This is a genomic window from Maridesulfovibrio ferrireducens (assembly GCF_016342405.1).
In the GTDB taxonomy this organism is placed as follows: domain Bacteria; phylum Desulfobacterota; class Desulfovibrionia; order Desulfovibrionales; family Desulfovibrionaceae; genus Maridesulfovibrio; species Maridesulfovibrio ferrireducens_A.
The window spans coordinates 15,020-34,391 of sequence record NZ_JAEINN010000016.1; the positions used below are offsets into that span (position 1 = coordinate 15,020).

At 42.6% G+C, this 19,372-nt stretch carries 25 protein-coding genes; 10 read left to right on the forward strand and 15 right to left on the reverse strand.

The window, feature by feature from the left end; translation table 11 throughout:
• Window positions 1–38: 38 nt before the first annotated feature.
• A complete protein-coding gene (locus JEY82_RS15765) occupies window positions 39–434 on the reverse strand; it encodes a YidH family protein (RefSeq protein WP_304087361.1) in 396 nt (131 codons plus the stop codon).
• A gap of 186 nt (window positions 435–620) precedes the next feature.
• On the opposite strand from JEY82_RS15765, the gene JEY82_RS15770 reads away from it, so the two are divergent.
• On the forward strand, window positions 621–860 hold the full coding sequence (locus tag JEY82_RS15770) for a hypothetical protein (RefSeq protein ID WP_304087363.1): 240 nt from the start codon (window positions 621–623) through the stop codon (window positions 858–860).
• 92 nt (window positions 861–952) lie between these two features.
• On the opposite strand, the gene glpX is transcribed toward JEY82_RS15770, so the two are convergent.
• Entirely contained in the window at window positions 953–1,936 is a 984-nt protein-coding gene (glpX, locus tag JEY82_RS15775) for a class II fructose-bisphosphatase (RefSeq protein WP_092158416.1), read from the reverse strand.
• Between the two features lie 285 nt (window positions 1,937–2,221).
• Between glpX and JEY82_RS15780 the strand changes: the two genes are divergently transcribed.
• Window positions 2,222–3,997, forward strand: coding sequence for an N-acetylmuramoyl-L-alanine amidase (locus JEY82_RS15780; protein WP_304087366.1), 1,776 nt, complete (start codon window positions 2,222–2,224; stop codon window positions 3,995–3,997).
• A gap of 40 nt (window positions 3,998–4,037) precedes the next feature.
• Window positions 4,038–4,508: an HAD family hydrolase gene (locus tag JEY82_RS15785; protein ID WP_304087367.1), complete on the forward strand. Its 471-nt coding sequence runs from the start codon at window positions 4,038–4,040 to the stop codon at window positions 4,506–4,508.
• Here the strand turns inward: JEY82_RS15785 and JEY82_RS15790 are convergent.
• Genes JEY82_RS15790 through JEY82_RS15800 form a run of 3 tightly spaced genes read right to left on the reverse strand, consistent with a single transcriptional unit; the run spans window position 4,505 to window position 6,349 of the window.
• A complete protein-coding gene (locus JEY82_RS15790) occupies window positions 4,505–4,738 on the reverse strand; it encodes a hypothetical protein (protein WP_304087369.1) in 234 nt (77 codons plus the stop codon). The genes JEY82_RS15785 and JEY82_RS15790 overlap by 4 nt on opposite strands.
• Window positions 4,739–4,747: 9 nt before the next feature.
• Complete coding sequence (locus tag JEY82_RS15795; protein WP_304087370.1) at window positions 4,748–6,001, reverse strand: response regulator; 1,254 nt, start codon at window positions 5,999–6,001, stop codon at window positions 4,748–4,750.
• 51 nt (window positions 6,002–6,052) lie between these two features.
• Window positions 6,053–6,349, reverse strand: coding sequence for a hypothetical protein (locus JEY82_RS15800; protein WP_304087372.1), 297 nt, complete (start codon window positions 6,347–6,349; stop codon window positions 6,053–6,055).
• 571 nt (window positions 6,350–6,920) lie between these two features.
• Here JEY82_RS15800 and JEY82_RS15805 point away from each other — a divergent pair.
• The 7 genes from JEY82_RS15805 (at window position 6,921) to JEY82_RS15830 (ending at window position 11,883) form a co-directional block, all read left to right on the forward strand.
• Complete coding sequence (locus JEY82_RS15805; RefSeq protein ID WP_092158408.1) at window positions 6,921–7,310, forward strand: MucR family transcriptional regulator; 390 nt, start codon at window positions 6,921–6,923, stop codon at window positions 7,308–7,310.
• Between the two features lie 146 nt (window positions 7,311–7,456).
• Window positions 7,457–8,131 carry a peptidase M15 gene (locus JEY82_RS15810; RefSeq protein WP_304087375.1) on the forward strand — a complete coding sequence of 225 codons (675 nt, stop codon included), beginning with the start codon at window positions 7,457–7,459 and terminating at the stop codon, window positions 8,129–8,131.
• On the forward strand, window positions 8,088–8,303 hold the full coding sequence (locus JEY82_RS19710; protein ID WP_369681172.1) for a D-alanyl-D-alanine carboxypeptidase family protein: 216 nt from the start codon (window positions 8,088–8,090) through the stop codon (window positions 8,301–8,303). Before JEY82_RS15810 ends, JEY82_RS19710 begins: the two co-directional genes overlap by 44 nt.
• 211 nt (window positions 8,304–8,514) lie before the next feature.
• Window positions 8,515–9,495: a flagellar motor switch protein FliM gene (gene fliM, locus JEY82_RS15815; RefSeq protein WP_304087377.1), complete on the forward strand. Its 981-nt coding sequence runs from the start codon at window positions 8,515–8,517 to the stop codon at window positions 9,493–9,495.
• A gap of 129 nt (window positions 9,496–9,624) precedes the next feature.
• The gene (locus JEY82_RS15820; RefSeq protein WP_304087379.1) at window positions 9,625–10,380 is read left to right on the forward strand and encodes a glycosyltransferase family 2 protein; all 756 of its coding nucleotides are present in this window, start codon (window positions 9,625–9,627) and stop codon (window positions 10,378–10,380) included.
• Window positions 10,377–10,799: an FdtA/QdtA family cupin domain-containing protein gene (locus JEY82_RS15825; RefSeq protein WP_092158402.1), complete on the forward strand. Its 423-nt coding sequence runs from the start codon at window positions 10,377–10,379 to the stop codon at window positions 10,797–10,799. The genes JEY82_RS15820 and JEY82_RS15825 overlap by 4 nt, the downstream gene beginning before the upstream one ends.
• Entirely contained in the window at window positions 10,786–11,883 is a 1,098-nt protein-coding gene (locus JEY82_RS15830; protein ID WP_304087382.1) for a DegT/DnrJ/EryC1/StrS aminotransferase family protein, read from the forward strand. The genes JEY82_RS15825 and JEY82_RS15830 overlap by 14 nt, the downstream gene beginning before the upstream one ends.
• 92 nt (window positions 11,884–11,975) lie before the next feature.
• On the opposite strand, the gene JEY82_RS15835 is transcribed toward JEY82_RS15830, so the two are convergent.
• The 10 genes from JEY82_RS15835 to JEY82_RS15880 form a co-directional block, all read right to left on the reverse strand.
• On the reverse strand, window positions 11,976–12,551 hold the full coding sequence (locus tag JEY82_RS15835) for a class I SAM-dependent methyltransferase (protein WP_304087384.1): 576 nt from the start codon (window positions 12,549–12,551) through the stop codon (window positions 11,976–11,978).
• Window positions 12,552–12,588: 37 nt separating this feature from the next.
• Window positions 12,589–13,323, reverse strand: a complete 735-nt coding sequence (locus tag JEY82_RS15840; RefSeq protein ID WP_304087386.1) for a hypothetical protein — start codon at window positions 13,321–13,323, stop codon at window positions 12,589–12,591.
• Between the two features lie 9 nt (window positions 13,324–13,332).
• Window positions 13,333–13,830, reverse strand: a complete 498-nt coding sequence (gspM, locus tag JEY82_RS15845) for a type II secretion system protein GspM (protein WP_304087388.1) — start codon at window positions 13,828–13,830, stop codon at window positions 13,333–13,335.
• A gap of 21 nt (window positions 13,831–13,851) precedes the next feature.
• Window positions 13,852–14,967 carry a hypothetical protein gene (locus tag JEY82_RS15850; RefSeq protein ID WP_304087391.1) on the reverse strand — a complete coding sequence of 372 codons (1,116 nt, stop codon included), beginning with the start codon at window positions 14,965–14,967 and terminating at the stop codon, window positions 13,852–13,854.
• Window positions 14,968–15,049: 82 nt separating this feature from the next.
• Entirely contained in the window at window positions 15,050–15,997 is a 948-nt protein-coding gene (locus tag JEY82_RS15855; RefSeq protein WP_304087392.1) for a general secretion pathway protein GspK, read from the reverse strand.
• Window positions 15,984–16,568: a prepilin-type N-terminal cleavage/methylation domain-containing protein gene (locus JEY82_RS15860; RefSeq protein WP_304087394.1), complete on the reverse strand. Its 585-nt coding sequence runs from the start codon at window positions 16,566–16,568 to the stop codon at window positions 15,984–15,986. Before JEY82_RS15860 ends, JEY82_RS15855 begins: the two co-directional genes overlap by 14 nt.
• Window positions 16,565–16,930 (reverse strand): type II secretion system protein, encoded by a 366-nt coding sequence (locus tag JEY82_RS15865; protein WP_304087396.1) that lies wholly within the window; start codon window positions 16,928–16,930, stop codon window positions 16,565–16,567. The genes JEY82_RS15860 and JEY82_RS15865 overlap by 4 nt, the downstream gene beginning before the upstream one ends.
• Window position 16,931: 1 nt before the next feature.
• Window positions 16,932–17,360 (reverse strand): Tfp pilus assembly protein FimT/FimU, encoded by a 429-nt coding sequence (locus JEY82_RS15870; RefSeq protein ID WP_304087398.1) that lies wholly within the window; start codon window positions 17,358–17,360, stop codon window positions 16,932–16,934.
• A gap of 23 nt (window positions 17,361–17,383) precedes the next feature.
• Window positions 17,384–17,845 carry a type II secretion system major pseudopilin GspG gene (gene gspG, locus JEY82_RS15875; RefSeq protein ID WP_304087400.1) on the reverse strand — a complete coding sequence of 154 codons (462 nt, stop codon included), beginning with the start codon at window positions 17,843–17,845 and terminating at the stop codon, window positions 17,384–17,386.
• A gap of 36 nt (window positions 17,846–17,881) precedes the next feature.
• Window positions 17,882–19,258: a WD40 repeat domain-containing protein gene (locus tag JEY82_RS15880; RefSeq protein ID WP_304087402.1), complete on the reverse strand. Its 1,377-nt coding sequence runs from the start codon at window positions 19,256–19,258 to the stop codon at window positions 17,882–17,884.
• Window positions 19,259–19,372: the final 114 nt, after the last annotated feature.

Consider the following 19,372-nt stretch of genomic DNA (forward strand, 5'->3'; position numbering starts at 1 on the left):
ACCAGTTGTATATTTTTATTTTTTTGAATTTTATATTTCTAATTAAATATCATTTTTCCGGAAAGAACACTTATGATCAGGACAAGTGCAACAGCAAACAAAACCAGCACCTCAGGAAAAGGGGTCATTCTGCCAAGCTTAGAACCGATCTGCTTTTCAATGCTGAAAAATCTGACCGCAGCGCCCACAAGAACAAGCATCCCTGAAAACAAAGCAAAAAGACTGAGCATACCTAAATCTTTTGACATCAGCGGATTAGCATCAGGAACAAAATGTTTCAAATAAAGACCGGCTTTCTCAAGCACAAAACCAAAGCCCAGAAGACCCAGCGCAGTGCGGCACCACGCAAGAAAAGTCCGTTCATTTGCAAGCAAAGTTCTCATAACGGCAAGACTGTTGGTATCAAGCGGAAGCGGTTTTTTTTCATCTGTCATCTCAGAACTCCGGGATTGCTGTCAGGCTGTTCTTGATCTAGAAGATATATCGCTATAGTATGTTACAAGACTGCGGGCAACAACCGTTGCCGGAATATTTCATGAATTAAGTTCACAAGAATTCCGGGAATACGCTCAAAATAATTATAAATAAATTCCGGCTCTGTGCCGCAAAAAGGATATTCCATGAAATACATCATGTTTGAGGACTTTTCGGGCGAAGCTCTTCCGATCCTATTCCCGAACCGTATCGGCTTTTTGGAATTCAGAGAACAAATTCCATACACAAAAGTTCTTTCCGCAGGATACGTGCAAATCAGGTCCGAAGGGATTTCCTGTCACGGTGAATGCAAAGAACTAAACACTAAAACCCGCCTTGAAGATTCAGGAATAATCCGCGAAAAACTGGATGCAGCTGAATCTTAAGACTTCTAAAAAAATAAAAAAACGGCCCTGAAAACTATTGTATCAGGGCCGCTTACTTTTCATTTCAATATTTCTGCTAAAAAAACAAACTGCTAATCGTATTTAACTGCACTGATCTTCATGAGCTTATCCCATGTATGAACAGCTTCAATCTGACGGACAGTTCCTGTCTTACCGCGCATTACAAGTGAAGTTGTCTCTGCGCCGTACCCTAGGTAACGAACTCCGCGCAAAAATGTTCCACCTGAAATACCTGTTGCGGAAAAGAAAATATCATCACTCTTAACGAGATCGTTAACAGTCATAATATCACGCAGGTCATATCCCTTCTCTTCCATGGCAATTTTTTCGCTTTCGTCCTGAGGATCGAATTTAGCGAACATTTCTCCGCCCATAATTCTGATGGCACATGCAGCAAGAACACCTTCAGGAGTTCCGCCTGTTCCCATCATTACATCTACGGGACAACGAGGATCAACAACCATGAGTGCACCGGCTACATCACCGTCGGTATGCAACTGGATTCTGGCTCCGGCATCACGAATTTCCTGAATAAGGCCGTGATGGCGTGGTTTTTCAAGAACAAAAACAACGAGATCATCAACATCTTTATTGAGAGCCTTTGCTATCTTCGCAAGATTGTCCTTAACAGGTGCGTTAATATCAACCATATTTCGCGCAGCAGTTGGAACAACCAGTTTCTGCATATAATAACTCGGTCCGGGATCAAGCATCATGCCTGTAGGAGCAACTCCGACGACTGAAATTGCATTAGGGCGACCGTAAGCAAGAAGGTTGGTTCCTTCTACCGGATCAACAGCGACATCCATTCCCGGGCCTTCGCCCGCACCTAATTTTTCGCCGTTATAAAGCATGGGAGCATGATCTTTCTCTCCCTCACCGATTACAACAGTTCCGCTGATTGCAAGACTGTTAAAACTGAGACGCATAGCATCTACAGCAGCCTGATCGCCGGCATTTTTATCGCCACGTCCAAGCCATCTGGCAGAAGCCAGTGCAGCAGCTTCGGTTACGCGGACAAGATCAAGAGCTAAATTTCTCTGGGGAGCTTCCATTCGCCTATCTCCAAAATGAGTGTTTGATTGGTTCGATTTCCACCGACAACAGTCATGGCAATTACATAAAAACAGCTGTCAGTCCAGTTTTCATAGTTACCCTAAAAAGTATAAAAAAGCACGGTCTGCAATCCTATTTTGTTACCTTAATATATACATGGTTGATTTTTAGCCGATGCAAGCTTATTAAGAAAACGTCTAAACTTTTTTTAGAACCAACAGGTCCATCTTTAAGGTTTCAAAAACCTCTAAGATAACTAATAAAAAAAACACTCCATGGAATATATGCGCAAATTTTTCTTTCAAAACCTTGTTATGGGCCTTTTCCTTGCAGGACTTCTTGTTTCGGTGACTCCTGCCAGCGCATTCGGGGCAAGTATTAAAGATCAATTCACTGTCGCATGGAAACAATTCCATGCTCTTTCAAAAGATAAGAAAAAATCTCAATATCGCTCAGAATGGGACAAGGCTGCTAAAAAATTCAGAAATGTTTTTAAAAGATCCCCCCGTGGAGAATATGCTCCTAAGGCCCTTTATTATCTAGGCAGATCATATGAAGAATTAGGTTATCACAGCGGATTGAAAAAAGATTTCAGAAAATCAGTTGATTACTACGGACGTATGGTCTCAAACTTTCCATCCCATGCATGGACCGATGACAGCCTTTTCCGAAGAGCGGAAATAAGACTTAGAAAATTAAATGAAAAAGACCTCGCCTATTCCGATTATCTGACAATAGTTCACCGTCACTCCAAATCTGACATGTATTCCAAAGCCCGTGCAAGGCTTGATTCCATGGACCGCAAGGGCATGTCTCCTAAACAGCAGAAACGAAGTAAGCGTACAAAACCTTCGAGCACCATAGTTCCGACCTCTGCTCCGGTAGTAAAAGATTCATCAAGCAGACGCGCCAAGCTTTTATCAGTCCGATATACCAGCAGTGACTCATACACCCGCGTGGTTCTGGACCTCGATGATGAAGTCCGTTTTCGTTACCAGCTTTTAAATCCGAACCAGAGTGTTAACCGTCCGCACAGACTTTATATTGATCTGGAAAACACAATACTTGGAAAAAATGTACATAAGGCTACAGATGTTGCCGACGGTATTTTAAAAGACATCCGCTCCGCGCAGAAAGACCCGAGAACAGCCCGCGTTGTGCTGGATTTCAATGCCATGCAGGATTATAAAATTTTTCCGCTGGAAAATCCTTTCAGGCTGGTCGTGGATGTACAGGCCCCCGAAGCAGGGTCAGTTGTTAGACAAAACAAATCAACTAAAAAGAAACGAACAACCACAACCACAACCACAACCACAACCAAGTACACTCCTCCCGCAAACAGTAAAGCCATGGCCGGAGATCTGCTTGAGCAACTGGGACTCACCTTTAAAACCATTATGATCGACCCGGGACATGGCGGAAAAGACCCAGGTGCAAGTGCGAACAGGATCAAAGAAAAAAATATCAACCTGCGCTTTTCAAGAATTCTGGCCGCAAAATTAAAAAAAGCCGGATTTAACGTTCTCTACACCAGAACAACTGACGTCTTCATTCCTCTGGAAGAGCGCACAGCAATGGCCAACATTAAAAAGGCGGATATGTTTATATCCATCCATTGCAATGCACACCGCAATTCAGCAATAAACGGCCTTGAAACCTACACTCTTAACCTTGCACGTAACCGTAATGCTGTCCGCGTAGCAGCTCGTGAAAACTCTATTTCGGCGAAACGTATCAGCGATCTTCAAGTTATTCTAACAGACCTTATGCTTAATTCTAAAATGAAAGAAAGCAAAGACTTAGCTAAAAATATACATACAAAATCATTGGCAAATATTCGTCTAAAATGGTCTGTAAAAGATCAAGGAGTACGTGAAGCTCCCTTCTATGTTCTTATGGGCGCAAAAATGCCATCAGTACTTGTAGAGCTTGGATATCTTACCAATAAAACCGAGGCATCAAGGCTCAAATCCGACAAATATCTTGCCTACGTTGCCGACGGAATAGTAAAGGGTGTTTTGGAATACAAAAAACAAATTGAAAGATACGCCAGTCTTTAGATATTAAGAATTAAAATTCGAGAACAGGAAGGAACTGATCATGATTAGCCTTAATATTCCCGGCTTCGGTGCTCTTAATATTGAACATCTCGTTCTAGACTACAACGGCACAATCGCCCTTGATGGCAACCTGCTGCCCGGAATCGGTAAAATAATACAAGAACTTTCTGTGGATATTGAAGTCCATGTACTGACGGCCGATACTTTCGGCCAATGCGAAGAAAATCTGCTAGGACTCCCCGTCTCAATACATATCATAAGCGGAACTGAAGAAGACAAAGCAAAACTCGATTATATAAACTCGGTGGGAGTTGAAAAATGTGCGTGCATCGGAAACGGTCGCAACGACACACTTATGCTGAAAGAAGCAGCTCTGGGAATTGTAATCTCAGGACCGGAATGTATGTCGATGACAGCCGCACGTTCAGCAGACATAGCTGCTTCAGATATAATTCACGCACTGGGACTTTTCACGCACCCCATCAGACTCATGACCACTTTAAGATATTAGCCGTTCGTCTTGGTTCCTGAATAAGTAAAAGCCTTCTTATCCATAGTGTAATAAGTGCCCCGGTCTATTCCATAAGAATTACCGCAGGAACAGAAAATCTTCCCGTCTCTTTCTTCCAGATTCCATATTTTTTTAATCCGCTCTTTATGACAGCGATGCACTTCGCCTTGCCCGATTTTATAATACTTCAAGAGCTTTCGCCGGCAAGCGGCGCATTTAAGAATTAACATGATATACGTTTACACAAAGCGGTAAGAATCCACTCCGATACTCTGCATTTTTTCAAGAACAGCAACAACTTTAGACATCGTGATATCAAGATCTTTTTCACCCTTTTTGCAAACCGCAAAAGACGCGGTTCCCTTGAAGCGTTCGCCCACGGAACCGATTGCAGTTTTTGCAAATCCGGCCTGCGCGGCTACAAGATCATTTTTCAAAATCTCGGAATCCTCGGCTAAAATAATAAAACCGCCATCCCAACGGGCGGAAAGCAACCAGCCGAGTGATTGTTGTTCCAAATTAGCCGCAGCCTTTTTAAGAGCAGCAGCTCCTGCGTCCCATCCGAATCTGGAATTAATTTCCAGCATATTATCCACGTTAAATGCAGCCAGAACCGGAGTACGTTCCTGCTTGCTGTACTTTTCAAAAATCTCACGCCCCTGCTCAATAAAAGTATTCAGGTTGCCAAACCCAGTCAAAGGGTCACGGCTATAAGCATCTTTGATTGAAGAAATGCGTTCCAGCTCATTAATATTATTTGTGACACGCCATGAAAATTCTTCGACCTCAAACGGTTTTTTAAGAAAATCATTAGCCCCGCGTTTAAGGAATTTGGCTGTAATCGCACCCGAATCATGAGCAGAAACTCCGAGAATGGCTAGCTGATCCCTGTAATGAGTTTTACGAACCTCGGTGACCAGTTCAAATCCATCAAGTTCCGGCATTTCATAATCGGTCAGCAAAAGCTTCACATCGGGATTAGCACGAATAATATCCAGAGCTTTGGCTCCGTCTTCAGCAGCAAAAACATTAAAATTAAGACGTTCCAAAAGCTTGCACATAATCTTTCTGGCTGTGCCGTTATCTTCAGCCACCACAACTTTAATATCGCGGTTAGAATGAATTCTGCTTATTAAATCCACCATTTCGTCAAGGTCAGTACGACTCCCCTTGTTGAAATAATCAAGCACATTCTTTTCAATGAACCGATTGCGTATTTTCTCATCAAAAGTTGAAGTTAAGACAATGCAGGGAATCTTACGGGAAAGAACATAATCTACAGCCTCACCGTCCGGAGCTCCCTTAATATTCAGATTCAGTACAGCAATAAAAATGTCCTCTCCGTTATTTTCAAGCATCTCTTCAACCTGATCAAGAGAAGAAGCTGTTATTGTATCAAACGGAGTAAGGCTCTCGATATGTTCTGTAATAATCCGAACCTGTGTATGACTACTTTCTACTACGAGTACTGTATTTTTTGCGCTCTCGGACATAAAATCTCTCCTGTTTATAACAAGGTAAAGACAAACCAAAACTGATCCAAATCAATCAGTTCTTATTTCACCTTCATATTTTATCAGAACATCATCAACTGTAACATTTTCTTTTACTTCAATCTTTTCAGAATCAACTCCTGCCAAAGCATCATCAACAGCTTTTTGATCTGCAAGATGTTCGTTCAAAGCCTCTACTCCGGTACTGTTGGTCTTTGAATGCTCATACTCATCAAGATTTGCACTTACTACAGCAACCCCGACAGCCCCTGCCACAACCCACAAACATCCGGTAGAAATAGAAGAAAACACAAGAATGCATAAAGCAGTAATCAGTGCATTTTTCACGAGTCAGTATTATCCTCTCGTCTGTCAAAAAAATTTACCGGCATAATCACTATTTCTCCATGAACTTAAAAACTTCAACCTGATAATCTTAAACACAACAGACTGCTCTGTCTTGATTTATATTCTAAAAATTCACTATTTTCAATTTTCTACAATGAATAACTGTCATAGATTATGACTTAAACGACATCCATATGGAAGTACTCACATTCACTCTTTAAAAATCAAACAAATTTCAACGTTAATACCATTATACATAAGCAAATTGTTATAACAGTTTTAAATTTGACCACATATACCCTTAATTTACAACTTTAAATCAACTTATACTTTTTTACGCCACACATATTCTATGCATAAAGAATATAAAATTAACTAAAAGATGTATAAAAAGACCGTTCACGTGATCGTATCGTATGAAACAGTGCAATTTTTTGCAGTTATACATAAAAAGAACAAAACATGTTTCTAAAAAAGACGTAATACATTTGACACCATCTATAATCTACTTTATCCCTTGTCTTTCCAGTATAGTCGTTAGTATAAAAATAATCCCCAAAGGAGATATCCAGTGGAAGACTATCTTAAAGAAGCTTTGGAAATAGTCAAAGCACAAGCCAGCGTCAGAACCATGAATGAAGAAGAAATGACTTCAATGGTTCGCAAACTGTCTGCCGGCATTCAGGCAATTGCTGAAAATACACTTCCAGCGAAAGAAGACGCTCCCGCATGCGATCCCAAAAAGTCTATTAAAGAAAAAACTATTGTCTGCTGTGAATGCGGTAAGTCTTTTAAGATCATAACTAAAAAGCACCTTTCTTCACATGACCTGACACCTGACGAATACCGGGAAAGACACGGCATGAAAAAGAAAACTCCTCTTGTATGTAAATCGCTTCAGCGTGAACGTCGCAAAAAAATGAAAGAAATGCAGCTTTGGACAAAACGCGGCCAAAAATAATCCGTTTTTTCCAAAATGACTACTAAAAGGCCATCCATGTTTGTGGGTGGCCTTTTCAAATGCTTCCCACCAAGGCCAATCTGTTATAACATTATAAAAAAACAACGGGTTCATAAACTCACAACGGGACTGAAACCAGTTAAGACATGAACAGACGAACGTTTATTAAAACGCTTTGCGCAGTTGCTGCTGCGACCACCTTGTGTGGTTCGCAGACGATTGCCTGTGCGTCAGGAGCTGTCCGGACTGTAGATGATGAAGACCTGAAAGATTATCTTCACAGCATGGCAAATTTCGACCTGCCGCATATGGGCGACATTATCCTAATAGATACCCAACTTGCCCTGCTAAAATCCTCACTCAAAAGACTGCGAAGAATCCAGCGCTCTGTCGGCTTCGGAAATTTCTGTATACTCAGCTTTGACGAGGCGCTGCTTTATGCCCGCCAAAATCCATCTATCGGCAGCTTCACCAAAAAAGAACTATCTTTTTTAGACTATACATTCAGCTTTGATGCCTCCAATTACGGTTTCTACGGGAAAAGAACTATCTCCAACATAACCTCGCGTGTATCCAAAAAAGATCTCGTCAAAATCCAGGGAAGCGGAAATTTTTTATACCGGGGTCAACCGCATGAAACCTACAAATCAATAAAAAAGCTGCTTGGCAAAAAAGTTTATCTGACCTCCGGGGTCAGAGGGACTATGAAACAATTCATACTTTTTCTTTCAAAAGCAGCAGCAAATAAAGGCAACCTTTCACTGGCTTCGCGTTCTCTTGCCCCCCCCCGGATACTCTTTTCATGGCGTAGGAGATTTTGATGTCGGAGAGGCGGGACTTGGCGTGGCAAATTTCAGCATAAAATTCGCCCGAACGGAAACTTGTATGCAACTCCGCGAACAGGGTTACCTGAAACTGCGCTACCCGAGGGAGAATATGCTCGGAGTCCGGTTTGAGCCTTGGCATATCAAAGTAAAGGATATCAAGCTATAACAAGGGCTTACGGCTGAACCTAAAGATTATATCAAATAATACGATATGATATATACTCAGCACACCTGAGATATCATCTCATTTCTGATATACCGACTGTAGCTTTCATTTACTTTGTCGTATAAAGCAGTTAATTAATAAGGTGAATGGCAATGGAACTGTTTCGACAGAAACACCCGGAACAAAACGTTAAAACACGGATCGCATAAGAATGAGCAAAATCCTTCAACAGGATGAAGTCGATGCACTGCTTAGAGGCCTCTCCGGTGGAGAAGTTGAAGCTGAGCAATATATACCGGATGATGATTCCGGCGTAGTTACATTCGACCTTGCGAATCAGGACCGCATCATTCGCGGCCGTATGCCCGTGCTCGAAATTGTCAACGATCGTTTCGCTCGTCTGGCAACCAACAATCTTGCCAATACCATGCGCAAAAGGGTTGATATCAACCCCATATCTATCGACATGTCCAAATTCGGGGATTTCATGCGCTCACTGCCAGTCCCCACCTCACTTTCTATTTTTAAAATGGACCCGTTGCGCGGTAATGCCATTCTGGTTGTTGATTCACGCCTTGTTTTTGCCCTTGTGGAAAGTTTTTTCGGAGGATCAGGTTCACAACCGAAAGTCGAGGGGCGTGACTTCACTCCCATTGAACAGGCTATTGTTGACCGGGTTGTTAAAATTGCTCTCTCAAATCTTGAGGATTCATGGCGCCCTGTTCATGAAGTTCATCTTGAGCTTATCCGCTCCGAGGTTAATCCGCAGTTTGCAGCAATCGTTCCGCCCTCTGACGTTGTTATCGTCATCACTTTTGAAGTCGAGCTTGAAAACGCAATCGGCTCACTTATCGTCTGTTTGCCTTACTCAACGCTTGAGCCTATCCGCTCAAAACTCCACGCATCATTTCAGTCAGAAAGACTTGAAATCGACCATGTCTGGGTAAGCAGATTTAAAGAAAGACTTCTTGAAACTCCTGTTGAATTAGTTGTCCGCCTCGGCAGAACAAAAATCACAGGCCGCCAGCTTGTAAACCTCGAAGAAGGCGATCTCCTGCTTCTCAACACTGACGAAGAAGATATGATTGAATGTGAAGTTGAAGGAGTTTTAAAATACTACGGAATTCCAGGAAGAGTAAAAGCCAACCGGGCATTACAAATAACCAAGGCCATTGAGCCTAAGATGACCTAACGTCCTGTACTCAATCAACACCCGCTTGACTCTCTCTTCACCCCTATCTACAATCAAATTATTATTTTTTGACTATTAAGTGTATTTAAAAATACTTATTTCGTGATTACCATCAAAGAAAAGGCTCAAATGAACCGCATTACAGGATTAGTCCTGACTTATAATGGAGAACGGCTGTTAGATGAAGCTCTAGCAAGCCTTTCTTTTTGTTCTGAACTACTGATTATTGATTCAGGCTCCTCAGACTCCACGCTGGGAATTGCCAAAAAACATAATGCCCGCATCGTTCACAATGACTGGAGCGGAGCAATTGAACAGCATCGATTCGCGGTCACTCAAATCACAACTCCGTGGGTCGTGACCATTGATCAGGATGAAATAATTTCCCCGGAACTTGCAAAAAACATAATTAAAAAACTTAATAATCCCGAAGATGTAGACGGTTTTTACTGTGCACGAAAATCATGGTACTTTAACAGATTCATTCTCCACAGCGGCTGGTATCCCGACAAACTTTTCCGCATATACAGACCGGAAGGAATCACCATCGGAGGCATCAGACCGCATGAGGAACTTCGCCCTAAAACAAAGGCGGGAAATATTGCGGGAGATATAATTCATTACCCATATGAAAACTTCAACCAGCACCTTGAGAAAATAAACTACTATACTCAGGACGCAGCTGAAGACCTTTACTCCCGGGGTAAACGAGGATCTTTAGCCGGAGCTGTAGGACATGGGATCGGTAAATTTTTCAAGCAATACCTGCTTAAAATGGGATTTCTGGATGGCCGCGCAGGATTTATTATTGCTGTTCACGGCTTCTTTTACACCTTTCAAAAATATATCCGGCTGACCGAACTGGAACTGAAGGATAAGAAATGATAAATGAAGACAAACCCCACATTATAGATCTTCCCAAAATAGAAGATAACCGTGGCAACCTGACTTTCATTGAAAACAGCCGACATATTCCCTTTGATATCAAAAGGGTGTACTATTTATATGATGTTCCGGGTGGTGAGTCCCGGGGCGGGCATGCTCATAAAGAGTTAAGGCAATATATCATTGCAGCATCAGGCAGCTTCGATGTTGTCCTTGATGACGGAAAAAACAAAACGACATTTTCGCTAAATCGTTCCTACTACGGGTTGTATATTCCCAAAATGACATGGCGCGAACTTGAAAATTTTTCATCAGGATCCGTTTGTCTGGTTCTGGCCTCGGAATACTATGACCCTACTGACTATTACTACACTTACGAAGACTTCTTAAAGGCGGTGAACGAACGTGAATCAAATTAAATTTCTTGATGTCGGCTGGACCTACACAACTCTTGCAGCCAAAATGGATGCTGCAGCCAAACGGGTTCTTGAATCAGGATGGTATGTATTAGGTGCTGAAGTAAAAGCTTTTGAGGAAGAATTTGCGCACTATACCGGAGCCAAGCACTGCATTGGTACCGGAAATGGTTTGGACGCGCTGGAACTAACACTCAGAGCGGCAGGAGTGGGAGTCGGAGACGATGTTCTTGTTCCCTCAAACACATTTATTGCCACATGGCTCGCAGTTACCCGCACCGGGGCAAATATTATTCCGGTGGAACCTATTGAAGCCACTTATAATATGAACCCTGAAAATCTTGAGCAGGCTTTAACTCCCAACACAAAAGCCATCATCCCTGTCCATGTCTACGGGCAACCCGCAGACATGGACCCCATCATGGCTTTTGCTGAAGAGCATTCTCTTTTTGTTGTAACAGACGCCGCGCAAGCCCACGGCTCATTCTACAAAGGCAGAATGAGTGGAACTCTCGGCCATGCCGCGGCTTTCAGCTTCTACCCGGGCAAAAATCTCGGAGCATTCGGTGACGGCGGTGCCATTACAACCACGGACGCAACCATTGCTAAAAAAATAAGTTCAATCGGGAACTACGGTTCATCTGAAAAATACGTACACGAATCTCTTGGATTCAACAGCCGGTTAGATGAGATACAGGCTGCTTTTCTGCGCGTTAAACTTGATGTCCTCGACGACTGGAACTGGCGCAGAAGAAATATTGCAGATATTTATTTGCAGGGACTAAAAGACACCCCGTTGATTCTACCCGTTGTTGCAGAATGGGCACAACCGGTATGGCATCTTTTTGTCGTACGCTGTGAAGGTAGAGAAGGACTAATCTCACACCTTAGAGAGAATGGTATTCATACAGGAATTCACTACCCAACTCCGCCACACAAACAAGGTGCATACAAGCACATGGCACACTTATCCTTACCGATCAGTGAAGCTATCCATCGCGAAGTTGTATCATTGCCCATCGGACCGCACATGACCGCCGAACAAGCGGAGCGTGTCGTAAACTCTATTAATGAATTCTACCACTAGCCAACCGGATCAGACATTAATTAGGCACCATCAAAAATAAAGGCCGGCAGAGAAAATCTCTGCCGGCCTTTTTAAATTCATACACCTGCGAACTACTTAAGCTTTGCCAAGAACAGCAACCTGATAGGAAATCCGGGTTTATTCGTCATTTCGCTCTGAATTACCCGCACTGAATGATAATCAAGAGTGCTGCAAAATTCCCGGACCGCAACATCCTCTTCTTCACCACCGGGATGTCCGGCATAAATAGCGATACAAACAAGCCCACCGACAGCAAGCATCTTCAGAGAAGATTCAAGAGCCTTTAAAGTCGTCTCTGCTTTAGTAACAACACTCTTGTCACTACCAGGAAGAAAACCGAGATTAAAGACTACAACGCTGACCTTACCGTGATATTTTGCAGGAATAACATCCAGCATATTTTCATGCCCGGTATGAAATAACTTCCAATTCTTAGGCAGGCATTCCTCATTAAGCTTCTCACGAGTCTGCTCAATAGCGTCTTCCTGCACATCAAAACCGTAAATGCGCCCCTCGCGTCCCACCTGCTGAGCAAGAAAAACTGTGTCATACCCATTCCCGACAGTGGCATCAATAGCGATAGAGCCAGATTCGAGCACTTCAAGAAGAACGCATTTTGCGTAGGATAGAATATTATTAAGAATCATTTTATCTCTTTGGAAAGAGGGGTAAGCATAATCAATGCTAGAAATTTAAATACTTAGAAAGATTTCCGGATTTGGCAAACTGACGCTCGGTGTTACCGAAAGTGGCACTGCCGGAAATATTGTAACTCGAACCCTGCAAATTCTCCCAGTTAATAGTTGCAGAACCTTTAGCCTTTGTAGGTATCGGCATCCCGCTGCTAAAAGAATTCAACTGAAACTGATTTCCAGAAAGAATGGCATTAACATTTACATCTTCGGCAACAAGCCCGCCGGGAATTTCAATCTGTTTTGAACGTACGACAAGACTTCCTGTTTTAGGAGGAGCGCCCCACTCAGGGAAACCGACATCTGATGTTATCTTAACTATTCCGCCGAGGCCATCCAGCTTCAAAACTTTACTCAGATCCAACCCGCCGCTTAAAGTAAGTGACTTTGATTTGAAAACTTTCGCAGAAAGAACCGGCCCGGTTTTAACTCTGAGTTCAACCAAGGGAGAAAGTCCCAAATACATACCAAGCTGCGGAATAGTAATAATAAGCCCTTTATTCGTAGTAACATATAAATTGGTTACTTCAAAAGACAATGGCCCGGCACTGACAAAATCTCCCCACTGAATGGTCGCTTGAGAAACTTTTGCGTCTACTTGTTTGAAAATTTGAGACCAGACAACTTCCCAAGGCATAAACAAAAAAATACCGAGTATCAGTCCGGACAGAAATAGAAAAAATCTGCCGAATGCTTTTTTAATCGAAAATTTTGGTATAAACTTCATATGGACGGCCTACCTGACAAGAATAATCTGTACATCTGCCAAATCCGGCGAGTCCAGCCTGTGATTAATTGTAAACGAAGTAACTTTCAAACCACCGCGGACATTAAAATCCCGCATGAGAGAAACAACTTCAGGCAGGTTCAAAGCTTCAAGAACAACCTGTACGCCTTCACCGGAGCTACTTCCAGCTTGAAGAGGCCTGATAGAAGTCAACCTGTTATCAAGCCCCAAGTCCCGGGCAACCTGCTGAGCGGCGGTCATCGGTTCACGGTCGATAAGAGCTCCACGTGAAGCTTCTCCAGCTTTAAGCTGCTCAACAAGTGGAACCGTTTTACTATATTGCAGCTTACTTTGAAGAACTATCCGCCCTGCGCTTAACTGACTTTCATGCAAACCGGACCAGATCATAAAAAACACAAAGGCCAACGCCGCAACAAGAGCAGCGAAGAATAACTTTTGCTTTTCAGCAGGCCAATCCTGCCAGATAAAAAATCTTTCCAGTTCCATAAAAAAGTACCTTAAAAAAAATCAACGATTATACTCAGCCCTCAAGCTGAAACTAATACCACTTTCAACGTTATTAGCCTGTTCAAGAACAAAATTGAACTGACCGCTCGCAGTTAATTTTTCCATCATACCGTCAAGCTCTTCGTAAGTACTGACTTTTCCCCGAATATTACCGGAATCAGCACCAAGATTAATGCTTTCTATTTCAATTCCAACGGGAGAACTATCACTCATCAGGGCAAGCAGTCCAATAACATCAACGCCCTTGTTACCACCGCCGCTTTTAAGCTGATCGAGCTTGAATAGGATCTTTCCGTAAGGATCTGATCCGGGGGCCGGTCCTAGCGCGGAAACATAAACTTCCTGCAACTTGCCTCGCCATTCTTTGGCCGCGACCTGACTTAACTGCCAACGATGATACTGACCGACAATAAATAAAATTCCTATTAAACTTGTAAGAACCGCTGCAATAATAAACGGTTTAAAATCAATAACAGCACTTTTATCTTCTTTGGAGCTTCCATCTGAGTAGAGATTTAATCGAGCCCAGCGAATTTTTTTCTCAGCCAGAACTTTACAGGCTTTTTCAAGCTCTATTTCTTCAGGTTTACCATCAAGCTTCAAACGATCGAAGCGATTGTGAAACTCTTCATCCCCACCACGAAAATATGTAAGAGCATCTCCAGAAGCAAGAAGACGCATTCCGCTCTGACCTTTCCAGCTCCATACAGACAAACCGTCTGCCACCGCAGCCCGCCAACAGACAGCAAATTCAGAAGTCAGAACTGTCGCCTTGGAAAGGACCTCTCTGTGCTGATCCGTAAAGCGACTGAGAAGGTCATGGGAGGTATAACCCAGCACAGCTCCCCCGGAAGGACGCAGTACTTTAAAGCCGCCATTCTGTTCCGGAAAAGAATAATTCATCTGCATAAGAGTTGCAGACTTGGCGTGACGGGATTTATTTACACCACTGGGCTTAAAAAAGAAAAAAAGAGGATCAGGCAACAGCGCAACAACCGGATATTTGTTCTTAGGGCCCGGCTCTTCCGATTCGGAAAGTTTCGTACCGTCAAACAACATCCACTGATGCTCTTGTCCTGTAAAAGAGAGTATATATATATGTTTTATTGCGGCCATCTATGGCTTTGTCCTATACCCGTAAGCAAGCTGTTTGTCTATTTATCAGAAAGTAGCCGCTGAATTGACAATTTATCATTAATTAACGATTATCCGTAAAAGTAACCGACACATCATTTTGAAAAATAAGTTTTGGAAGCTGATCCTGAAAATTCTCCGACCTCGAAAGAATATACCTTTTTACTACCTTACACCCTACCACCTCAGAAGTAACCAGAACTTCAAAATAGCTAGATCTGACAGTTAGATAATTCAGCATATCGCGATAAAGATTCGAATCTGCCTGAATTCCGGCAACAGAAAGAACCTGACTCAAATCCGTAAAGCCTCTCGTGTCACGCCAATGAATAATTTTATCAACATTCTGTCCAAGCTTCGGAAAATAGGCCAGCAAAGTTTCTCGCGAAACAAAATTTATATTAAGCTTTTCATCGCCCCACACCGTAAAAGTGTCCCCAATCCATGTGGGGTCAAACTCTCGCCAGCCACTGACAAGCATCACTTCTTCAGGAGTTTTAAGTTCATCATTTGATGGAGCATATGAAGGAGACTGGGAAGCATAATAAAACCTGTCCATCTTTATGAGCACAGAATTTACGCTTTTACCTACCCAATTGCCCAAACTTCCCAGTAATCTATTAACATCAACCCCGCTTGGAAGGATTCTTTTCATAATGGTAAGAATCTTTTTGGGGTCCGAAACTTTTGAAAGTTCGTTAAGATTAATTTTTGAATTACAAGGAGTTATAACATAAGAAGCACCATCTGACTCCCATGCTCCGACCCATGACTCTTTGGAGGAATCTGAAAAAGGAGTTTTGTCATCTCGAAGACGCTGATAAACAAGATACAATATCTCTTCCGCAACAAAATGAGCTTCATACTCACCACGCATCCGGGATGCTTCCACAGCTCCACGAGAACTAACCTCGATGGTCATCAAAGTGAGTCCTGAAAGAGCCATAAAAATAACCAGCACGAGTACCAGCACAACCCCTTTTGAGTTCTCGTTACTTTTATTCAAAGGCATAGGGAACCCTTTCAACAATCAAAATGCGCTGACCATCTTCAAACGTCAAATTTAATCTTAAAGCTTTTATTGAAGATTTTGAACTTAAAGCCCTCGACTTGTACTGAGCTGAAGAAATCCATGAACCATTATTTCCATCTAATAATTCCAAAGTCCAAGAAGTTACACCGCGCATCAGTTGAAATGAATTTTCATATTCAAGCATGTCAGACTGTTCAAATCTACGAATCATGTTCCCGGAAAAATCCCATAAAACGGTTACCGGAACAGCTCCATCTTCAAGATAATTATTTGTAGAAACAAATTCAAAACCGTCAGCCTTTACACTTATCCCTCCGTCTATCAGCCTATTCTGCAAATCGCGATGCAGAATACGCCTAAGAGTGAACATGCGAGAAGAAAGACTGACATTAGAGCGTATAACTTCATTATTAGTAATGGACTGACCAAGAACCATCGCCACCATGCTCATCAGCAACCCTGAAAGCATCAGACCGATTAAAACTTCGATAAGCGAAAAACCGCTCTGTAGCATATCGGGATGCTCCATTTCTGCAAAAGGAGTACTCATCGATTGTTCTGATTCCTGTGAGAAACCCGGTAGACTTTCCAGCCCATAGTATAGTCTCCACTTTGGGTCTCTATTAAATAATTACCGACACCTATGGAGGAAATTGTTTCAAGTCCTACTCTAAAATGCCCCTCAGGAGGACCGGGCCATGGAATCCATCCTGAAGAAACCACTGCAAGACCTTCGGGGTACTTATGGGCGAGAATATCCTGAGAAAGATTCAATACATTCCATGAATCTTTAGAAATTTGAGCCATCAAAGCGCTTTGCCGCTGCACCCCTAGAAATGTAATGGAAAGAGTTGCAGCAATAGTCAAAGCCACTATAATCTCTATGAGTGAAAAACCATTTTTATCCGGCAAATTACATCTCCAAAAACCTTACAGACAAAGGATCCAGAACTAAAGTCACGCCATCTGTAAAAACAAGCCTGACCTCGTCACTGAATCCTTCCGGATAAATGGAAAAATCAACACCTTCTCCGCCGAGTGGTTCTTCATTCAGATGCCCGCTGACGACTTTGCCGGGAAGGGCAGTCTCTTCTTCCTTCCATCTCAAAATACCGTTTTCAAAATCGATATAAAGGGTCTGTCTGGAATCAGTTTCAACAGCATCGGTACGTGCTTTATAAACAAAAGCATTAACAAGGTTCAGAGTATCCTCTTCCCCGTTGCCCGCAAGATCAAGATTGGGCATAAGCGTAAACCAGCCTATGCCCACAATAATAAGTACAATCAGCAATTCAATAAATGTAAACCCGCTCAAACGGTTTCGCTTTGAATGCTTAGGCATGTATGAATCCTGAATACGAATATTTATTCCCAGCTATTAATATCTGCGTCAAAGTCTTCGCCGCCTTCCATTCCGTCAGCTCCAAGCGAAATAATTTCGTAATCACGATCATCCTCACCCGGACTTCTGTAAATATATTCATATCCCCAAGGATCAACAGGAGCTGTGGTAGAATCAAGATAGCCGCCTTTACGATAATTACGGGGAATCGGACGGGTATCAGGTTTAGTTATCAGAGCTTTAAGCCCTTGGTCAGTGGAAGGATATCTGCCTGTATCAAGCTTATAAAGCTTCAATGCTGAATCCAGAGCTTTCATATCCATCTTGGCTTTAGTCACTCTTGCCTCATTCGGCCTGTCCATAATTTTAGGCACAAGCATCGACGCCAAAAGACCTAAAATTACGATAACAATCATCAGCTCGATAAGACTGAATCCACGCTGATTTTTCCTGCGATCTAAAATACGAATTTTTCTTTCTTCCATTTTTGCCTCTAATCTAAAGATGAAAAGTTGAAACTATTAATGAATATCCCGAATATCTATTTTACCGACCTCAAGAGGTTCCCACTTAAGAGGGGATTGTTCCGAAATGCCCTCACGGCGGGGGACCATGCCGCGAGACCTGAAATAATCATCAGGCCTTGCTACTTTATCCCACCATAAAAAATACCCTTTACTTGGTATGAACCGACAATACAACCGTTGAAATTCTCGCTGTGCAATAGGCTCCGCAAGAACAAAAGAACGCCCTCTTTCCGAAAAAGAAAAATTTCTGCCTACACTGACTTTCTTCCAATCTGCAAGATCCTGAATACCTTCAAGAGGTTCTCCTGTAACGGAGGAGTAGTAACGTATCTCACCGTCGATGTCATTAACCCGAAAAGCTTTGGCTGAAGGAGATCTGGAAACTTCAATAGAAACAGGTCTGAAAAAAACCTTCCTCGAAAGTCGTTTTCTAGGCGAACGGTACGACACAACACCATTTTTTAAATAAAAACTGTTTTCACTCTCATTATATGCAGACCGTGTGCGCTGCCCGACATCCCAACGAAACCGGTCTCCCGCCTCCGTTATCATATCGAGATAAGGGCCATCAGCCTTAACAGAAGAAAAAGGTCCGCCCTTTATTTTATTACTGAAAATCTGAACTCCTTTGAGAGGACTCCACATATTAAGTTCGCCGATTACATCAACGGCCATTAAAATTCCTTCCTCATCGGAAAAGGAAAGCATAAGCGGCTCACGCATAAACCTGTAGATCTGGTTAAAAGGACCGGATGCAGGACCTACCCAAAGTCTGCGGGCCTTATCAACAATAGCAAGCCATGAACCTTTGGGGGATATAGCAAACTTATCAACCGTACTGTTAACATCTGCCACTAAAACGCGTGAACAGCTGTCTACTTTAAACACTTCTACAAAGCTGTTATTCCCTGAGGTTGCAGCCAAAACTGCAGACCCTGGAAACCATGAAATTTCATTAACCGGCTCAGAGGAAGTTTGCACCGAAGGGCAGCCCGGGCCTCCATAAATTCTGATAAGCCCATTTTTAAAACCTTCAGCAAGAACATTTTCCTTTTGAACAAGGAATGTTACATTTTCAGAAAGGAGAACAACTTCATTCCCTTCGCTCAGCTGGACAAAATAATTTCCGGTCATACCTTCGGGAGGACGGTTATAAATACTATCCAGTGAAGAGTACTGCTGGGACGCAGAGTACTGCACCAACTCAGCAAGAGAGGCAGGCCTGTTCCCGACAAGATGGGCAACATCAAGGCTGTCATCTGAAATGAGGGAAGGTTCATCAATCGCCGAAGACGGTCTTCCTGAACCGAAGCACCCCGAAAAAAGAAACATGAAAGACATTATTAAAAACAGCGCAGATTTTTTTTTCATATTAAGCAACCGATCCTTTACTTCTATTAAACAGCAGGTATTAGATATTAGATAACGGTTCTAGAGGAGTGCTTATAAAAGTCAAGCCTGATCTAAAACTCCCCCTTGCTCATA

Bases quoted from the DNA above. Each gene is read 5' to 3' on its own strand.
- JEY82_RS15765 (WP_304087361.1), bottom strand. From the start codon at position 434: ATGACAGATGAAAAAAAACCGCTTCCGCTTGATACCAACAGTCTTGCC.
- JEY82_RS15770 (WP_304087363.1), top strand. From the start codon at position 621: ATGAAATACATCATGTTTGAGGACTTTTCGGGCGAAGCTCTTCCGATC.
- glpX (WP_092158416.1), bottom strand. From the start codon at position 1,936: ATGGAAGCTCCCCAGAGAAATTTAGCTCTTGATCTTGTCCGCGTAACC.
- JEY82_RS15780 (WP_304087366.1), top strand. From the start codon at position 2,222: ATGCGCAAATTTTTCTTTCAAAACCTTGTTATGGGCCTTTTCCTTGCA.
- JEY82_RS15785 (WP_304087367.1), top strand. From the start codon at position 4,038: ATGATTAGCCTTAATATTCCCGGCTTCGGTGCTCTTAATATTGAACAT.
- JEY82_RS15790 (WP_304087369.1), bottom strand. From the start codon at position 4,738: ATGTTAATTCTTAAATGCGCCGCTTGCCGGCGAAAGCTCTTGAAGTAT.
- JEY82_RS15795 (WP_304087370.1), bottom strand. From the start codon at position 6,001: ATGTCCGAGAGCGCAAAAAATACAGTACTCGTAGTAGAAAGTAGTCAT.
- JEY82_RS15810 (WP_304087375.1), top strand. From the start codon at position 7,457: ATGAACAGACGAACGTTTATTAAAACGCTTTGCGCAGTTGCTGCTGCG.
- fliM (WP_304087377.1), top strand. From the start codon at position 8,515: ATGAGCAAAATCCTTCAACAGGATGAAGTCGATGCACTGCTTAGAGGC.
- JEY82_RS15820 (WP_304087379.1), top strand. From the start codon at position 9,625: ATGAACCGCATTACAGGATTAGTCCTGACTTATAATGGAGAACGGCTG.
- JEY82_RS15825 (WP_092158402.1), top strand. From the start codon at position 10,377: ATGATAAATGAAGACAAACCCCACATTATAGATCTTCCCAAAATAGAA.
- JEY82_RS15835 (WP_304087384.1), bottom strand. From the start codon at position 12,551: ATGATTCTTAATAATATTCTATCCTACGCAAAATGCGTTCTTCTTGAA.
- JEY82_RS15840 (WP_304087386.1), bottom strand. From the start codon at position 13,323: ATGAAGTTTATACCAAAATTTTCGATTAAAAAAGCATTCGGCAGATTT.
- gspM (WP_304087388.1), bottom strand. From the start codon at position 13,830: ATGGAACTGGAAAGATTTTTTATCTGGCAGGATTGGCCTGCTGAAAAG.
- JEY82_RS15850 (WP_304087391.1), bottom strand. From the start codon at position 14,967: ATGGCCGCAATAAAACATATATATATACTCTCTTTTACAGGACAAGAG.
- JEY82_RS15855 (WP_304087392.1), bottom strand. From the start codon at position 15,997: ATGCCTTTGAATAAAAGTAACGAGAACTCAAAAGGGGTTGTGCTGGTA.
- JEY82_RS15860 (WP_304087394.1), bottom strand. From the start codon at position 16,568: ATGAGTACTCCTTTTGCAGAAATGGAGCATCCCGATATGCTACAGAGC.
- JEY82_RS15870 (WP_304087398.1), bottom strand. From the start codon at position 17,360: ATGCCTAAGCATTCAAAGCGAAACCGTTTGAGCGGGTTTACATTTATT.
- gspG (WP_304087400.1), bottom strand. From the start codon at position 17,845: ATGGAAGAAAGAAAAATTCGTATTTTAGATCGCAGGAAAAATCAGCGT.
- JEY82_RS15880 (WP_304087402.1), bottom strand. From the start codon at position 19,258: ATGAAAAAAAAATCTGCGCTGTTTTTAATAATGTCTTTCATGTTTCTT.